This is a genomic window from Candidatus Avelusimicrobium luingense (assembly GCF_902757105.1).
Classification (GTDB): Bacteria; Elusimicrobiota; Elusimicrobia; order Elusimicrobiales; family Elusimicrobiaceae; genus Avelusimicrobium; species Avelusimicrobium luingense.
In genome coordinates this window covers 244,857-260,185 of record NZ_CACVTK010000002.1, presented here as the reverse complement: position 1 = coordinate 260,185, position 15,329 = coordinate 244,857, and the positions used below count along the sequence as shown (strand labels likewise).

Sequence of the window (15,329 nt, the reverse complement as noted above, 5' to 3'; positions counted from 1 at the left end):
TAAGATAACGCAGGGAAAATATCCCCCTGCTAACATTGTATCAAAAGAAAGGGGCGTGCGGTTACTTTTTTATAGATTATTTTTTCCGGGCAGCCAATAATTCTTTTGCGTGGGCCAGCGCAGCAGAATTTTTAGTAGTGTTTCCGCCGAGCATACGGGCAATTTCGGTAGTTAAATTTTCATCCGATAACGGGGTGATGGTGACGCGGGTGGTGTCTTTAAGAGCCATTTTTTCTACGTGGAAATTACAATCGGCCTGGGCGGCTACTTGCGCCAAATGTGTTACGCAGAGCACTTGTTTGCCTTGAGCGGCTTGATGCATTTTCTGCCCGACCAAATGTCCGGTCTCTCCGCCGATTCCCGCATCAATTTCGTCAAATACCATAACGGGAACGGTAGGTGCAAGAACGGTTTTAAGCCCCAGCATGACGCGTGAAATTTCCCCGCCGGAAGCGATATTTTTAAGCGGGCGCAATGATTGCCCCGGATTGGGTGAAAATAAAAATTCCACGCGGTCTGCTCCGGTCGGCCCGATACTTTCTTCGTCCATTTCTACGGCTACGGCAAATTTTACTTGATTAAATCCGAGCGGTTTAATTTCATTCGTAATCAGTTTGGCCAATTTGTCCGCGGCGGTGTAGCGTTTATCGTGTAACGAGCGCGCCAGTTTTAACAGGGCCGTATGTGCGGTTGTTAATTCGTTTTCTAAATCTTGGGCGTGTTCTTCGGCGTGTTGTAAGTTTTTGATTTTAGCGCGCAAATCGTCCGCGGTCGTTAAGACATCGGAAAGTTCCGGGCCGTATTTGGCTTTTAAGCGTTTTAGTTTTTCATGGCGCGTGAGCATTCGGTCCAAAGCATTGGGGTCCACTTCCATGTCTTCTTTATAAGAGCCGAGCGTTTGTGCGGCATCTTCTAATGTGACAAGGGCCGCATTTACATCTTGGGAAAGTGAGGCTAAATTTTCATCTAAATCTGCCATCTGGCCTAATAATTTGGCGGCCCGTGTTGCACGCGAGGTGGCTGATTTTTCGTCGTTATATAATTCTTCATAGGCTTCTTGAGCCATTTCCAGCAGTTTGCCCGCGTGTTTGAGTTTGGGTAGATTTTGCTCTAACTGTTCATCTTCTCCGGCCGTAGGGCGGACGTCCTCAATCTCTTTTAATTGGTAAGCATATAAGTCTAACAGACGTTCTTTTTCTTGTGCACTTAACCGTAACGCCTCTAATTTGGCACGAATTTCCTGTTCGGTTTGATAGGCCGCTTGTACTTGTTTGAGTAAAGTGTCGTGTTTGGCAAAATGGTCTAACAGTTGTAAGTGGACGCTGGCGTGCAATAAACTTTGGTGGTCGTGTTGCCCATGAAAATCTACTAAATAGCGACCAATCTGCGCCAGTGTCGCCACCGTTACGGGCCGTCCGTCCAATTGCGCTTTGCCTTTTCCTTTATTATCCAGTTCGCGCCGCAAGGTAAAACGGTCGGCGGATAAATGATATTGCGTGCGGACGGTTTCGGGGAGATCCTTACTTTCAAATTCGGCTTTGACACACATTTTGTCTGCGCCGTCTTTTATAACGGAAGCATCCCCGCGCGCGCCGAGTACAAAACCTAGTGCTTCAATTACAATGGATTTGCCGGCACCCGTTTCGCCGGAAAAAACTGTTAGCCCTTGTGCAAAATCAAGGGTTAAATGATCAATGATGGCAAAGTTTTGAATCTCCAACCGGGTGAGCATGTTAACGGCACCCCCAGTTGAATTTGCGGTTTAACATAGTGAAGAAATCACGTTGCGGGCGGAAAAAAAGTTGCGCGCGTAACGGGCTTTGTGTAATTTGCACACGCGTGTCCGGCGGTAGCGTTACATTTTCCTGTCCGTCTATGGTTAAATCGGCTCCGTCAAGCGGTGTTTTTAAGACCGGGACGAGTTCCAATTTTCCGTCGGGCGGTAATAAAATCGGGCGTTGGGTTAGCGTGTGCGGGCAAATCGGCGTAACCAGTAATCCTTCTACACCCGGGGCGACAATCGGTCCGCCCGCCGCCAGTGCATAGGCGGTAGAACCGGTGGGGGTTGAAATCAATACCCCGTCCCCGAAATAGGGCGGTAACGCATGCGTGTTAAAAGTGGCGTTGATAGTTAAAGCGCGCGGTTTTTCGGCGCGTAAGACGCAATCGTTTAGGGCTAAAAGTTGCTGCGTTTTCCCGCCCGGGAATTGAATATTCACTTCCAATAATGTGCGCGCTTGTGCCGTTAATTTTCCGGCAAATAAATCGGTTAACGTTTCTTCAAATTCGGTTTTCTCGCACGCCGCCAAAAACCCGAGCGTGCCGCAGTTAATACCTAATAAGGGAATATCCAGCGGGGCCGTTTCGCGCGCGCAACGCAACATGGCTCCGTCGCCGCCCATACAAATCAGTAAATCGGTAGCGGATAAATCATCAAACGAAGTCGTAACGCACGCCGTTTTTCCACGGGCATTTAGCCACGTGGCAACGCTGTCTGCCAAGGGCTTATTTTGCGGTTTTTGTTCGTTGTAAAAGACGAGTACGCGCTTAAATTGCATACCTTATTGTAGCAATTTATAAGAATAACTTGTGCAGGAACAAGTTAATATAAATAAGAGTGACACCCTCCGCCACAACCTTCCTCAAACGTTTTTTTGCCGGTGGAAGTAGCACACATATTATCTGCTTGAAAATGGGTGTCTTCATAGGACCAACAATATCTCTGGGCAGAGGAATAAGTATAACTCAAAGCCGTTACTCTTTTATTGGCGGGCCCTAAGAGACAAGTTGCTGTACCCCAAATGGTATAAATTTCACATGAAATATCCCGGACGGTAGGTAAATCTACTGCTAATTCTTCCGGATCGGTGGCATAGGTGCCGTTGGCCATGTGATATGCTTGTTGTGCTTTGATAATTGCATCCATGGATGTTTGTAATTGTGTAAACCGTGCTTTTAAAACGGCTTTATTATATTGCGGCAATGCCACCGCTGCCAAAATGCCGATAATAAGAACAACAACTAATAATTCAATTAGTGTAAATGCTTGTGTGTTTTTCATAGAAAATCCTTTTATGAGCCTTTTACTATTATAACTATTATTATGAACCAACATATGCATAAAAACGGCTGTTGTATATGGGCCGGATCGAAAAAACCCGAATGCAACAACCGTATTTTACCGCTTCATAAAGGAGGTTAAACAAAAGCGGTAAACACTTTTATTATATAGGTTTGGGGGTAGGTTTGTCCAGTATGTAAAATGGTATAATATCTTAAACCAGTTGTAGGGGGAAATTATGTGGGATTATACCGATAAAGTAATGGACCATTTCAAAAATCCGCGCAATGTGGGCACAGTCCCCAATGCGGACGGTACCGGCCAAGTAGGTAGTTTGGTGTGCGGAGACGCGCTACGTTTAACTATCAAAGTCAATAAAGAAACCGAAGTTATTGAAGATGCTAAATTTGAAACGTTCGGTTGTGCAAGCGCGATTGCCTCGTCATCTATGCTGACGGAAATGGCAAAAGGTAAAACGTTGGACGAAGCCGCTAAAATTACCAACCAAGATATTGCGGATCAACTCGGCAGTTTGCCGGCTGAAAAAATGCATTGTTCGGTGATGGGCATGGAAGCACTGGAGGCGGCTATTAAAAGTTACCGCCAAGGTGGCAAACCCGTTGTGTTTGAACAACAGGAAGAAAAACTCGTTTGCCGTTGTTTTAATGTATCCGAAGAAGCCATTATCAAGGCCATTCGTCTGAATCATTTGACGACGGTAGAAGACGTAACCCACTTTACCAAGGCCGGCGGTGCGTGCGGCCGGTGCAAAGGCGATATCCAAAAGATTTTAGATAAGGTCAACGGTGCCCAACAAGCCGCTTCCCCCGCGCAAAAACCGTTTGGCGAGATGACCGTAGTGGAAAAAATCAAAGCCGTAGAACAAGTATTGGAAGAAGAAATTCGCCCCAAACTTAATATGGACGGCGGATCTGCCGAACTGGTAGATTTATCGGGCAGTACGGTTAAAATTCGTTTAGTCGGTATGTGCAGCGGTTGCATGAATGCACAAGCCACGATTAAAAATTTTATTGAAAAGACGTTGCAAGAAAAAATAGATTCGTCTATTACGGTGGAGCAGGCCTAATTATGAAGGAAATTTATTTAGACAATAATGCCACCACCCGTTGTTATCCGCAAGTAGTTGAGGCCATGCTTCCGTACTTTAGCGAAAAGTATGGCAATGCATCCAGTATGCATACGTTCGGTGGTGAAAACCGTCACGCAATTAATGCCGCGCGCAAGCAAATGGCTGCGCTCATTAACGCCGCGCACGACGACGAAATCATTTTTACTTCTTGTGCTACCGAAAGTAACGATTCTGTCTTATTTTCCGTGGCGGAAAGTTTCCCGCAGAAAAAACATATCATTACGTCCATGGTGGAACATCCTGCCGTATTAGAGCCTTGCCACGTGCTGGAAAGCCGCGGTTGGCGCGTAGATTATATTCGTGTAGATGAGAACGGACGTTTTGATTTGGATGAACTCAAAAGCCTGATTGACGGCGATACGGCCCTTGTTTCTGTGATGTGGGCCAACAACGAAACGGGAACGATTTTCCCTATCAAAGAAATTGCCAAAATTGCCCACGCACATGGCGCGCTTTTTCATACGGATGCGGTACAGGCCGCCGGAAAAATTGCGATAGATGTGCAAGACGCGGACGTAGATTTTCTGTCTGTCAGCGCGCATAAATTTCATGGCCCGAAAGGCATTGGCGCCTTATACGTACGCCGCGGAACGCGCTTTGTGCCGTATTTGGTAGGCGGACACCAGGAAAAACGCCGCCGCGCCGGAACGGAAAACGTACCGTATATTGTCGGTATCGGCAAAGCCGCGGAATTGGCCCAAAAACGTTTGGCAGACGGCACTACCCAAAAAATTGCCGCGTTGCGCGATAAATTAGAGCAAGGTATTACGGCTAACATCCCCGACGTTAAAATCAATGGGGATATTCACAACCGCGTGCCCAATACCACCAACATCAGTTTTGGGTATATTGAAGGCGAATCTATTTTGATGTACTTAAATGATTTTGGCATTTGTGCCTCATCGGGTTCGGCGTGTACCTCCGGTTCGCTGGAACCTTCGCACGTTTTGCGCGCGATGAAAGTACCCTTCCAATTTGCGCACGGTTCCATCCGGTTTTCATTATCTGATGAAAATACTGAGGCCGAAATAGATTTGGTACTCAAAGAATTGCCGCCGATTATAGAGCGGTTACGTAAAATTTCGCCGTTTTCCAAAGAAAACGCGTAATAACCCGCCGCCTCGTTTTTGGACGGGACGGCGTTTATAAAACCCTAAGGAGTGCTCATGAAAAAACTAGTTCTTTTGTTGACCGCACTGGCGTTGCCGTTTGCATTAAGTGCGAAAGATACCGTTATCTATCACACCAGTGATACGCATGGTTTTTATTATGCCCAAAAAGGAATGGGCGGTTTTGCTGCATTGGCGGCTGTACTTAAAAACGGCCCGCAACCGTATTTGCTATTGGACAGTGGCGATTTTTCCAACGGTACCATAGAAGCCAAAGATTCCAAAGGGTTGAAAAGTGTAGAACTCATGAATGCATTAAAATATGATGCGGCCACTATTGGTAATCATGAATTTGATTTCAAAGATCCCGGGGTGGCCCCGATATTGGCTAATGCAAAATTTGCTATCTTGGCGGCGAACTTTTTTGAAGCGGATACGTTAAAACGTCCGGCGCACGTATTGCCTTATAAAATTTTCAACCGTAACGGCGTGAAATTTGCCGTAATCGGGCTTGCCAACAGCAACCCGACTCAAGCCACGCAGCAATATACCTTTACCCCGCAACTGCGTGAATTAGGGAATATCTTACCTGAAGTAGAAAAACAACATCCGGATGTAGTAGTTATTATCGTACATGATTCGTTTGCGGATGATAAGCACGGCATGCAGGGGCAATACGTGGCGGATATTGTACGCCAATTCCCGGGCCGCGTACATATTGTACTTGGCGGTCACGCCCATAAGGTTTTCCAAAATCAATACCTTAACGGTACGTTATTTGTTGAAAGCGGGCGCTACTTAAAAAATGTCAGCAAGGTAACCGTAACGACCGATGATAAAACCGGTAAATTTGTATCGGCCAAGTCCGAACTTATCCCGCTTTACGTAAATAAAACAGGTCAAGATAAAGCCATTTTGAATTTGGCCGAGTCGTTGCGCGTGCCGGGGGTGGACGTGGTGCTCGGTTATACCGAAGAACCCATGCCTAAAAAAGCATCTAACCCGAAATTTTTAGATAACTCGTTAGATAACTGGGTGGCCGATTTGGGCCGCGCTTACGCCGGAGTAGATGTGTTTATTACCAATATAGGCGGTACGCGTGTGGATATGCCCAAAGGCGAAATTACCAAACGCGATATTATTGATATCCACCCGTTTGAAAATAACATTACCAAAATGACGGTGGACGGACGCATGTTAAAACGGATTGTTAAGAGCGGTTTATCCAAAGGACGTACACGTTTTACATTTTCCGGTTTGGCGGTCAACTTTGTCTATAACAAAAAAGGTAAAGTGAAAGATTTACATATTTGGGTCCATAATAAACCGCTTGAAAATCGTAAAAAATATACCATTGCCACCAACTCGTTTATTGCCGAAGGCCGCAGCGAAGGATTTGTTTTTAAATCTATTCCGGCCGACCAAAAAACGCAAGTGGGCACAAAAACAATTCGCGGGCTCATGGAAGATGCCTTGCGTAAAAGTTCTAAAAAAGAACCCATTAAACCCGGCCCGGAAGGACGCGTAGCCGAACGATAAGTTATGAGAATAAGCCGTTGGATTTTATCTGTTTGTGTATGTATGGTTTTTTGTGCGTGTTCGCAAGAACAGCGTACACAAGTGGATATTTTCTATACAGCAGATGTGCAAGGTTTTTATCATAGCCGCCTGGAGCCGCGTTTGTTTAACCAACCGGCCGGCGGCTATGGTATTTTAAAAGCCTTTTTGGAAAAGCGGGAAGCCCCTTATCTGTTGTTTGATGGGGGAAACTGGTTCGGCGGTTCGCCGGAAGCCACTATTTCGCAAGGGATGTTTATCCAACCCTTTTTGAAAGCCATTCCTTTTAATGCGGCTTCGGTGAGCGATAAAGATTTTGCTTTCGGCTGGCCGGCTCTTCGCGCTGTTGTGCGGGAGTTGGATTATCCCATACTTGTATCCAATTTGAAATTAGAAAATCAAATTCCATGGCCGTTGCACGATTATAAAATTATTACTCATAAAGGTATTAAAATCGGTGTGTTTGGGTTGGTCGGCCCCGATACGATACGTTTGAATCGCACCCGTTTAACAGGGTTCACCGTACAGGATCCTGTCCAAACGGCTATGGAAATGGTAACGCTGTTACAAAGTAAAGGTGTAGATTTTATTATTCTGCTCAGTTCGTTAGGCGATAATACAGCCGATATTCCCGCCGATGTGCTCTTGGCGGAAGATGTGCCCGGTATTGATTTGATTTTAAGTGCCAATAAAGACCGTGAATTATCGGAAACGGAACGTGTGCATCAAACTTATATTGTTTATCCCGGTTCCAAATTAGATAATTTAGGACATATCCGGGTGGATTTTGATAAAAGCAATCACGCACGGGATTTTTCGTTTGAAGATGTCCCGCTGTTGCAAAATAAAATCGGGGAAAACGAAGAACTGGCAACGCTTGCTCAACAAATACAGCAGGAAACGCAAAAAAAATTAGCCGCACGGGTATCGTCCGCTGATGAAACCGTAACATCTTCGCTCACGCATGAATCGGTGCTGGGTGATTTACTGGCCGATTGTTTACATAAATGGGCCAAATTAGATGGCGTAATTTTAAATTCCGATTCCATACGCAGTACGCTGCCACAGGGAGAAATTACCGAATACCACCTGTATAAAATGTATCCGTACCGCGATAATATTACCTTTTTAACCATGAAAGGATCTGCCTTTCTAAAAGCCATGGAAGCATCCTTGGAGTCTAAAGATAATTTCCCGCAAATTGCCGGGTTCACCGTGGAATATAATCCGCAAGGCCGCCCGGGCAATAAAATCAAAAAAGTTACACTTGCAAACGGACGAATTGTGCGTCCGCAAGACACTTACCGCTTTGCGGTAACCGATCACGTACTGGCGGGCGGATTCGGGCATGACTATTTTATTGATTCGCTGGAATTCAAAAATACGTTTGTGGAAGCACGGCAAATGATGCGTGCGTGTTTGGTGCGCCAAAAGAAAATTTCGCTCCCTTCGTTAGGCCGTTGGAAATCCGTATTATGAGTTTGATTTCTCCGTTAAAAATCGGTACGGTGCAACTCGCCAACAATTTGGTGCTTGCGCCTATGGCAGGTATTACCGATTCGCCGTTTCGTGTGCTTTGTTTGCAAGGCGGCGCGGGGCTGGTGTGTGCGGAAATGGTATCTGCGCATGCGTTGCATTATGGTAACGCCAAAAGCGGGCGCATGTTGCAAGTCAACTCAAAAGAACATCCTGTTTCTATGCAGATTTTTGGGGCTGATGAAGAAACCGTTTCGCAAGCCGCCCGCCAAGCACAGACCGCCGGAGCGGATATCGTAGATTTGAATGCCGGGTGCCCCGTAAAAAAAATCAATAAAGCCGGCGCGGGTTGCGTGCTGATGAAAGATGAGGTAAAACTGGCACGGATGTTATCGGCAGCGGTCAAAAGTGTAAAAATTCCCGTTACGTTAAAAACGCGAATTGCCCTAAATCATAAAGAATTTTTAGGAGCGCGCCTGGCTAAATTAGCCGAAGATTGCGGCGCAGCGGCAGTAACTTTACACGCCCGTGCGGCGGTAGATATGCACAGCGGCGAGCCGGATGTGGACGCGCTAGCCAAGGCGTGCGCCGCAGTTAAAATTCCCGTTATCGGCAACGGCGGTGTAACCAATGCGGAGCGGGTTAAAGAATTTTTAGAAGCGGGGTGCGCCGGCGTAATGATTGGGCGCGGAGCCGTAGGCAACCCGTTTATTTTTCAGGATATTATAGATACATTTGAAGGCCGCAAAGTGGAGTCGCACACTCCCAAAAAACGAATAGAAATTTACTTAAAACTCATTGAAGAAAATGTGGCCTATTACGGCGAACGTATCGGCATAAACCGCTCGCGCAAAACGGCGGGGTATTGGTTAAGCGGTTTTCCAAACGCGGCGGCGGTGCGCGGCGAATTTGTGCGCTTGGACACGTGGCAAGAGGTACGCTCGCTGCTTACTAAAACGATACAATGTGCCGGATAAATTTCCCACGCGCCAAAAATTTTGTTATAATATATAGGAAACCACGAGTCATTACACGCGCGGCCACCACTCCGTGCGAATAATTACAAAAGGTAGAAAACAAAACATGACAAAAACATTTTTACCTTCCGTCAAGGAAGTAGAAACCACCCGCAACTGGCACCACATTGATGCCACGGGTCAAACCCTCGGAAGATTAGCGACCAAAATCGCCGTTCTTTTGATGGGTAAACACAAAAAAACATATACGCCCCACATGGACTGCGGCGACTTCGTCGTTGTTACCAATGCGGCCAAAGTGAAATTAACCGGTAAAAAAATGGAGCAGAAAGTTTATTTCTCTCACTCCGGTTATGCCAAAGGTGCTAAAGAAACGCCGGTTAAACGGGTATTGGAAAACAACCCGACCCGCGTGTTGGAATTAGCGGTCAAACGGATGTTGGATGAAAACAAACTCCGCGCGCCGCGCATGAAACGCTTGCGCTTGTTCGCCGGCGAAGAACACACGTTCACCGAACGCATGGGTAAATAAGAGGGACATTTATGAACAATACGAAAGACTTGAAAACCGGCAGAAGAAAAACCGCGGTAGCGCAAGTAGCGCTTGCCAAGGGGAAAGGTGAAATCACCGTTAATGCCAAAACGTTGGATGCCTATTTCGGCAATCACACCCGCTGCAAAGCGATGGTAAAATCTCCGCTCGTTGTGACCAACTTGGACAAAGAATATGACGTTACCGCTCGTGTGAACGGCGGCGGCGTTTCCGCCCAAGCCGGTGCACTTCGCCATGCGATTGCTCGCTCGTTAGCGCAAATCAGCGAAGACGTGAAAAAAGCCGTTAAAAAAGCGGGCTACCTTACGCGCGATCCGCGTATGGTGGAAAGAAAGAAACCCGGTCAACCCGGTGCCCGCAAACGCTTCCAATTCTCCAAACGTTAATTTGGAAAAGGAACGATATTTGCAAAACCCCGCTTTATGCGGGGTTTTTTGACGATGATTTTTTGGCTCAAACGGTCAAAATATGTTATAGTAATGGTGTCGTATTACTTTATAAGAAGGAGTTTTTGAATGAAAAAATTAATGTTTTTATCTGCTGCCGCACTGATGCTGGCCGCTTGTGCTACCCCGCCTACTTATGTCGGTACGGCTTTGTTCGCCCAAACCCAACAACCGGTTTTGGCTACTAACGCTACCGGAACGCGTGTGGGACGTGCTTGTGCGACCAACGTATTGGGCCTCTTAATTCAAGGCGATATGTCGGTAGAAACGGCGAAAAAGAACGGCCGCATTACCCAAGTAGCGTCTATCGATAGAGATATTAAGAGTTATGCGATTTATTCCGAAGTCTGCACGGTTGTTACCGGCAGATAAATGTTCGGTCTAAAAACGAATTGAAACATCCCCATTTGTCGGTTGGACAAATGGGGATGTGTGTTATTTCGGCGAAAATTTGACACTATTTTTTGCTACACTTATAAATATATCACGTAGGGAGAAGCCAGATGAAAAATAACCAAGCATTTACACTGATAGAATTATTAGTAGTTGTACTGATTATCGGTATTTTGGCGGCGGTGGCTCTGCCGCAATATAACAAGGCCGTTGAAAAGAGCCGTTTTATGACGTTGTTGCCCGTTGCTAAATCACTCGCGGATGCCGAGGAAGCCTACTATTTAACCAACGGCAGTTATACTACCGATGTTGAGGAATTGGATGTAGATTTTCCGGCTGGCGGATCGGTGACTTCGCAAAGTTATTATACCTTACCTAACGGGGCGCGCTTTGTCTTGCGCGGCCGGTATCTGGGGGGAGCGGCCCGTCGGACGCAATTGGAGTGGTGGTTGGATCATCAAACCGACCACGAGCCGGGGCCTTATTGTTTGGCTGACCCGACGGATCCGGTTACCATTTCGGTTTGTAAAGGAATCGGAACATTTACCCGGCATACTACTTGCGGTGCTATTGAGGTCGGACAGTCCATCAATTGCGACGAATATAAGATTAAGTTATAAATAAAAACAGCCCTGTGAAATAATCACAGGGCTGTTTTTTTACACAAACTTTTATTTTTTCTCATCGGATAGCGGATTAAATTTGGGGCTGGTTTCTACAAACTTTTTGATTTCCCCAATCACTTGCGCTTGTTTTTTAACCGTACACGGCCCGCCGATACAACCGCCTTGGCAACTCATCACTTCCAGCAGTTGAAAGTCTCCCGCTTTGCCTTGTGCATACGCATTTAACATCAGCATGGCTTTTTTGTCTAATCCGTTTAAGGTCATTTTTTTAATCGTCATTTTTCCGGCGAGGGCATTTTCTACCGCTTGCGCCACACCGCCCGTTACACCGTAATAACGTCCGTCGGCTGAAATATCCGTACGCAAGGGAGTTTCTTCACAGACTTTCGGATCAATGTTGCGCGCACGTAACAACGCATCGATTTCTTCAAACGTGAGTACATAATCAATGTTCGGATCCTCGCGCCCTTCCAAGCGTTTAGAGGCACACGGCCCGATAAATACGGTAATAAATCCGTTGGCCTTTTCAATTTCCGCGGTATATCCGGTAGGGGTTTTGGCATCGGAGATAAAATCTTTTAAGGCGGGCAGATGTTTTTTAACGGCTTGTACCCAAGCGGCGCAGCATGACGTGGTCATAAACCGAGCCCCTTTTTCCAATCGTTCCACCAGTTCGCGTGCTTCCGCGGCGGTGGTAATATCTGCCCCTAATGCGACTTCGGTTACTTTATCAAAACCGGCTTTGGTTAAAGCGGTCACTACTTGCGGCAGCGTTCCTTCTAATTGCCCGACGATAGACGGGGCAATCATCGCGCATACTTTTTGCGGACTTTTAATTGCGCGTACGACGTCAATGAGTTGGCTGCGTTCCATGACGGCCCCGAACGGGCACGCGTCCATACATTTCCCGCATGAAATACATTTATCAAAGTTAATATGAGCAAATCCGTCTTCGTCTTTATGGATAGCGTCCACCGGACAGGCTTGTTCGCAAGGGACCGGCACGTACGTGATCGCGTTATACGGGCAAGACGCCTGACATTGACCGCAGTTTCTGCATTTATCGGGATCAATTTTGGAACGTCCGTTTTCGGGCGAAATGGAAATCGCGCCGAATTTACACGCCGCTTGACAATGCCGTGCCAAACACCCTTGGCAGGCTTCCGTTACAATATGGCGCGCTTTGACGCACGCTTTACAGGCAATATCTAACACGGTAAGTGTGTTTTCCGCAGGGGCTTTGCGCGACATCGCGGCTTTGGCGTAGTCGTTTAAGGAAGTGGCTTCGTCGTCTGTTTCCAAACTGCCGCCCAGCGCCGCCAAGGTGCGCGCCCGGAAAACGGCCCGCTCTTTATAAATACAACAACGTACGCCGGAAGTAGAGTTTTGCGGTAAGGCTTCAAAGGGGATACGATACGCTTGCGTTTCCAACGCACCCTTATCAAAGGCTTCTACTACGCGCTTTAACGCTTCGCGCTTAAAAAAAATCGCTTTATTGTCCTGATTGTTCATATTATTTATATTTTATCATAATTGCCGTATAATGGGCAGACTCATACTATTAGTTACTGGGACTCACTTGGGTTTGGCTCGGTTTGATTACACGCGGCATATACATTCTGTCGTACAGGGTGCCGCCTTCTAAAAGGGCTACCCGTCGGGATTCTCGCCTTCTTTTTTGGGCCTCTTGTTCGCGCGCTTTTTGTTGGTCTTGGGCGCGTTGACGAAGCCGTTGTTTTTCGTCTTGGATAAATTGGTTTGCTTGCGTTTGGTCTAACCGGGCCACCGGCTTGCCTTGAACAAAGCGGATAAACTGCGGTTTTTTATTCTTGGTAGAAATTTGATATAGGGTTTGACCGCTGGCGGCAGGTAAATATACCGAGGACGCTTGCAGGGCGTAAGCGTCTAAAAATTCCGTTTCCGTTAGCCCGATATCTACTTGATATTCAAACGTCATATCCAACGATTCTTTGGTATTAGCCGCACAGGCTACAAAAGTTTGCGGTTCTTTGGCACGGAATAATAGTTTGCGGTAGTTGCCGTCTTTGCCGTATTGCACAAAACGGTAACGCGCGCCGTCGGCCGCCCAAATGTTATTGTCTTTGGTAGATACGTTCGTGATTTGATACAGCGCATACTCGCGCGTTTTGCCGCTTAAAAGTTTGGAGAGTTGCCGGCAGTTTTTATCCCAAATTTCTATGCCGTTTTTGATAGAAGTTTTAGCCGGTTCCCCCGTCAGTTCTATTACAATTTCCGGCTCGTCGCCGGCGGCATGTAAGGCACAGACTATAAGTATTACCGTAAAAATAAAGTATCGCATATTTGTATTATAAAAGTTTTCGGATAAAAAATCTTATGCAATGTGCTTTTTAATCAAAAAAACAGAGGAAAAAATTACGTTGGCCCCAGTAGGCAGTTTAGTATAATAAAATAGAGTAGTATTTATGAAATGAGAGGAATTATGAAACGTATTTTGTCCGTACTGGGTGTTGTATTAGTTGGAGTCGTTTTTTCCGGCTGTCAAGATAAAAAGCCAGCCGCACCGCAAGCCACCGCCGTCAATGCAGTGGAAGTTGTGGAACAAGATTATCCGTGGAACATTGAATATCCGGCGCAAGTGGCCGGGTCGTTAGATGTGCAAATCCGCGCACAGGTAGGCGGTATTTTACAAGCCCGTTTATATAATGAAGGTGAATTTGTAACCGCCGGTACGCAACTGTTCCAAATTGACGATAAAGAATATAAGGTGGCGTTGGAAAAAGCCAACGGTGCACTCGCGCAAGCCAAAGCGGAAGTTACCCGTACGTATAGTACCTATAAACGTGTTAAACGCTTACGTAAAGACAATGCGGTCAGCCAACAAGATTATGATAATGCACTTTCTGCCTACGAAACGGCTCAAGCCAACGTACAAGTAGCGCAAGCGGGTGTGAATAATGCTCAAATCAATTTAGACTATACCAAAGTAACCGCGCCCATCAACGGTATCGCCGGAAAAGAAGCCCAAACGGTGGGGAGTTTAATTTCTCCGGCGGGCGAATCGGGCTTGTTAACAACGATGGTGCAAATTGACCCGTTGTATGTCAATTTCTCTATGCCGGGTAGCCAGTTTGAAAAATTAGCACAAGGATATCGCGAAGGACAAATTGTGTTAGGGGACGAAGAAAAACAAAAAATTCTGCAAGAACGCCGCTACCGCGATACCGATGTGAACGAAGTGCCGATTTATGTGGAAGTTTTGGTAGGGGAAGGAAAAGTTTACCCGCAACGCGGTAAAATTATTTTCTTTGACAGTTCCGAAAATACCCAAACGTCCAGCATCGCTATCAAGGCCGAAATTGCTAACCCGGCCCGCACACGCGAACTCTTACCCGGACAATTTGTGCGCGTTCGTTTAGTAGGCGCGATGTTCAAAAATGCGGTGCTTGTGCCGTCGTCTGCTATTTTATCTTCTGCCAATGGGTTAATCGCTTATGTAATTAACAGCGAAAATAAAGTAGAAGCGCGCCCGGTCAAAGCCAATTTACAAGATGACTTATATATCGTTTCCGAAGGCTTAAAAGCAGGGGAACATGTAGTAAACGGCGGGTTGGTAAAAATTCACCCCGACGAATTAGTTGCTCCCACGATGCAACCGTTCAACGTAGATTTACCCAAAGAACAAGTGCAAACTACATCGGCAAACGGCCCGGATATGGCCCAGTTGGAAGAAACCATACAATCGGCCGAAGCCCCTAACGAACAAGCCTTGCCCGGCTCGGCTGATGCACAACAAGTGGCTGAAAATAACGCGCAAGCCGTTCAAGAAACGGTACAGGCCGTAACTGCTACGACGGAAAATCCGACCGCGCAAACTCCGGCTCCGCAAGTAGGGCAAGCGGTTGAGCAAACTCCGGTGCAACCCGCGCAACAAGCGGCCCCGGCCACCCCTTCAACGGTTCCAACGCAGCCTGCGCAACCGGCAACAGGTAATTAAGACAA

The 15,329-nt window shown here is 46.7% G+C and carries 15 protein-coding genes; 10 read left to right on the top strand and 5 right to left on the bottom strand.

Annotation, left to right across the window (positions count from 1 at the left end):
- Nucleotides 1–76 precede the first annotated feature (76 nt).
- From recN to ACQY3H_RS02705, 3 genes are read right to left on the bottom strand one after another with little or no spacing between them, the layout of a single operon-like run.
- Nucleotides 77–1,732 (bottom strand): DNA repair protein RecN, encoded by a 1,656-nt coding sequence (gene recN, locus ACQY3H_RS02715; protein ID WP_428074604.1) that lies wholly within the window; start codon nt 1,730–1,732, stop codon nt 77–79.
- A gap of 1 nt (nt 1,733) precedes the next feature.
- Nucleotides 1,734–2,558, bottom strand: coding sequence for an NAD(+)/NADH kinase (locus ACQY3H_RS02710; protein WP_428074602.1), 825 nt, complete (start codon nt 2,556–2,558; stop codon nt 1,734–1,736).
- Nucleotides 2,559–2,602: 44 nt separating this feature from the next.
- The gene (locus tag ACQY3H_RS02705; protein WP_428074600.1) at nt 2,603–3,061 is read right to left on the bottom strand and encodes a type IV pilin protein; all 459 of its coding nucleotides are present in this window, start codon (nt 3,059–3,061) and stop codon (nt 2,603–2,605) included.
- Between the two features lie 238 nt (nt 3,062–3,299).
- Here ACQY3H_RS02705 and nifU point away from each other — a divergent pair, with 238 nt between their 5' ends.
- The 9 genes from nifU (at nt 3,300) to ACQY3H_RS02660 (ending at nt 11,342) form a co-directional block, all read left to right on the top strand.
- Nucleotides 3,300–4,148: a Fe-S cluster assembly protein NifU gene (gene nifU / locus ACQY3H_RS02700; RefSeq protein WP_428074598.1), complete on the top strand. Its 849-nt coding sequence runs from the start codon at nt 3,300–3,302 to the stop codon at nt 4,146–4,148.
- Nucleotides 4,149–4,150: 2 nt separating this feature from the next.
- Complete coding sequence (gene nifS, locus ACQY3H_RS02695; RefSeq protein ID WP_428074596.1) at nt 4,151–5,320, top strand: cysteine desulfurase NifS; 1,170 nt, start codon at nt 4,151–4,153, stop codon at nt 5,318–5,320.
- A gap of 57 nt (nt 5,321–5,377) precedes the next feature.
- A complete protein-coding gene (locus ACQY3H_RS02690; protein ID WP_428074594.1) occupies nt 5,378–6,859 on the top strand; it encodes a bifunctional metallophosphatase/5'-nucleotidase in 1,482 nt (493 codons plus the stop codon).
- A 3-nt stretch (nt 6,860–6,862) separates the two neighbouring features.
- The gene (locus tag ACQY3H_RS02685) at nt 6,863–8,356 is read left to right on the top strand and encodes a bifunctional metallophosphatase/5'-nucleotidase (protein WP_428074592.1); all 1,494 of its coding nucleotides are present in this window, start codon (nt 6,863–6,865) and stop codon (nt 8,354–8,356) included.
- Nucleotides 8,353–9,330: a tRNA dihydrouridine synthase DusB gene (gene dusB / locus ACQY3H_RS02680; protein WP_428074590.1), complete on the top strand. Its 978-nt coding sequence runs from the start codon at nt 8,353–8,355 to the stop codon at nt 9,328–9,330. The genes ACQY3H_RS02685 and dusB overlap by 4 nt, the downstream gene beginning before the upstream one ends.
- A 106-nt stretch (nt 9,331–9,436) precedes the next feature.
- Nucleotides 9,437–9,862 carry a 50S ribosomal protein L13 gene (rplM, locus tag ACQY3H_RS02675; RefSeq protein WP_428074588.1) on the top strand — a complete coding sequence of 142 codons (426 nt, stop codon included), beginning with the start codon at nt 9,437–9,439 and terminating at the stop codon, nt 9,860–9,862.
- An 11-nt stretch (nt 9,863–9,873) separates the two neighbouring features.
- Nucleotides 9,874–10,269, top strand: a complete 396-nt coding sequence (gene rpsI, locus ACQY3H_RS02670; RefSeq protein WP_428074586.1) for a 30S ribosomal protein S9 — start codon at nt 9,874–9,876, stop codon at nt 10,267–10,269.
- 129 nt (nt 10,270–10,398) lie between these two features.
- Nucleotides 10,399–10,701, top strand: coding sequence for a TRL-like family protein (locus tag ACQY3H_RS02665; RefSeq protein ID WP_428074584.1), 303 nt, complete (start codon nt 10,399–10,401; stop codon nt 10,699–10,701).
- 131 nt (nt 10,702–10,832) lie between these two features.
- The gene (locus ACQY3H_RS02660; RefSeq protein WP_428074582.1) at nt 10,833–11,342 is read left to right on the top strand and encodes a type IV pilin protein; all 510 of its coding nucleotides are present in this window, start codon (nt 10,833–10,835) and stop codon (nt 11,340–11,342) included.
- 51 nt (nt 11,343–11,393) lie between these two features.
- Here the strand turns inward: ACQY3H_RS02660 and ACQY3H_RS02655 are convergent, their stop codons facing one another.
- Nucleotides 11,394–12,860: a monomeric [FeFe] hydrogenase gene (locus ACQY3H_RS02655; RefSeq protein WP_428074580.1), complete on the bottom strand. Its 1,467-nt coding sequence runs from the start codon at nt 12,858–12,860 to the stop codon at nt 11,394–11,396.
- A gap of 49 nt (nt 12,861–12,909) precedes the next feature.
- The gene (locus ACQY3H_RS02650; protein ID WP_428074578.1) at nt 12,910–13,668 is read right to left on the bottom strand and encodes a hypothetical protein; all 759 of its coding nucleotides are present in this window, start codon (nt 13,666–13,668) and stop codon (nt 12,910–12,912) included.
- Between the two features lie 141 nt (nt 13,669–13,809).
- Here ACQY3H_RS02650 and ACQY3H_RS02645 point away from each other — a divergent pair, with 141 nt between their 5' ends.
- On the top strand, nt 13,810–15,324 hold the full coding sequence (locus ACQY3H_RS02645; protein WP_428074576.1) for an efflux RND transporter periplasmic adaptor subunit: 1,515 nt from the start codon (nt 13,810–13,812) through the stop codon (nt 15,322–15,324).
- The last annotated feature ends 5 nt before the right edge of the window (nt 15,325–15,329 follow it).

What these genes read in the sequence shown, in the direction of transcription:
- recN (WP_428074604.1), bottom strand. Translation starts at nt 1,732, where the DNA reads ATGCTCACCCGGTTGGAGATTCAAAACTTTGCCATCATTGATCATTTA.
- ACQY3H_RS02710 (WP_428074602.1), bottom strand. Translation starts at nt 2,558, where the DNA reads ATGCAATTTAAGCGCGTACTCGTCTTTTACAACGAACAAAAACCGCAA.
- ACQY3H_RS02705 (WP_428074600.1), bottom strand. Translation starts at nt 3,061, where the DNA reads ATGAAAAACACACAAGCATTTACACTAATTGAATTATTAGTTGTTGTT.
- nifU (WP_428074598.1), top strand. Translation starts at nt 3,300, where the DNA reads ATGTGGGATTATACCGATAAAGTAATGGACCATTTCAAAAATCCGCGC.
- nifS (WP_428074596.1), top strand. Translation starts at nt 4,151, where the DNA reads ATGAAGGAAATTTATTTAGACAATAATGCCACCACCCGTTGTTATCCG.
- ACQY3H_RS02690 (WP_428074594.1), top strand. Translation starts at nt 5,378, where the DNA reads ATGAAAAAACTAGTTCTTTTGTTGACCGCACTGGCGTTGCCGTTTGCA.
- ACQY3H_RS02685 (WP_428074592.1), top strand. Translation starts at nt 6,863, where the DNA reads ATGAGAATAAGCCGTTGGATTTTATCTGTTTGTGTATGTATGGTTTTT.
- dusB (WP_428074590.1), top strand. Translation starts at nt 8,353, where the DNA reads ATGAGTTTGATTTCTCCGTTAAAAATCGGTACGGTGCAACTCGCCAAC.
- rplM (WP_428074588.1), top strand. Translation starts at nt 9,437, where the DNA reads ATGACAAAAACATTTTTACCTTCCGTCAAGGAAGTAGAAACCACCCGC.
- rpsI (WP_428074586.1), top strand. Translation starts at nt 9,874, where the DNA reads ATGAACAATACGAAAGACTTGAAAACCGGCAGAAGAAAAACCGCGGTA.
- ACQY3H_RS02665 (WP_428074584.1), top strand. Translation starts at nt 10,399, where the DNA reads ATGAAAAAATTAATGTTTTTATCTGCTGCCGCACTGATGCTGGCCGCT.
- ACQY3H_RS02660 (WP_428074582.1), top strand. Translation starts at nt 10,833, where the DNA reads ATGAAAAATAACCAAGCATTTACACTGATAGAATTATTAGTAGTTGTA.
- ACQY3H_RS02655 (WP_428074580.1), bottom strand. Translation starts at nt 12,860, where the DNA reads ATGAACAATCAGGACAATAAAGCGATTTTTTTTAAGCGCGAAGCGTTA.
- ACQY3H_RS02650 (WP_428074578.1), bottom strand. Translation starts at nt 13,668, where the DNA reads ATGCGATACTTTATTTTTACGGTAATACTTATAGTCTGTGCCTTACAT.
- ACQY3H_RS02645 (WP_428074576.1), top strand. Translation starts at nt 13,810, where the DNA reads ATGAAACGTATTTTGTCCGTACTGGGTGTTGTATTAGTTGGAGTCGTT.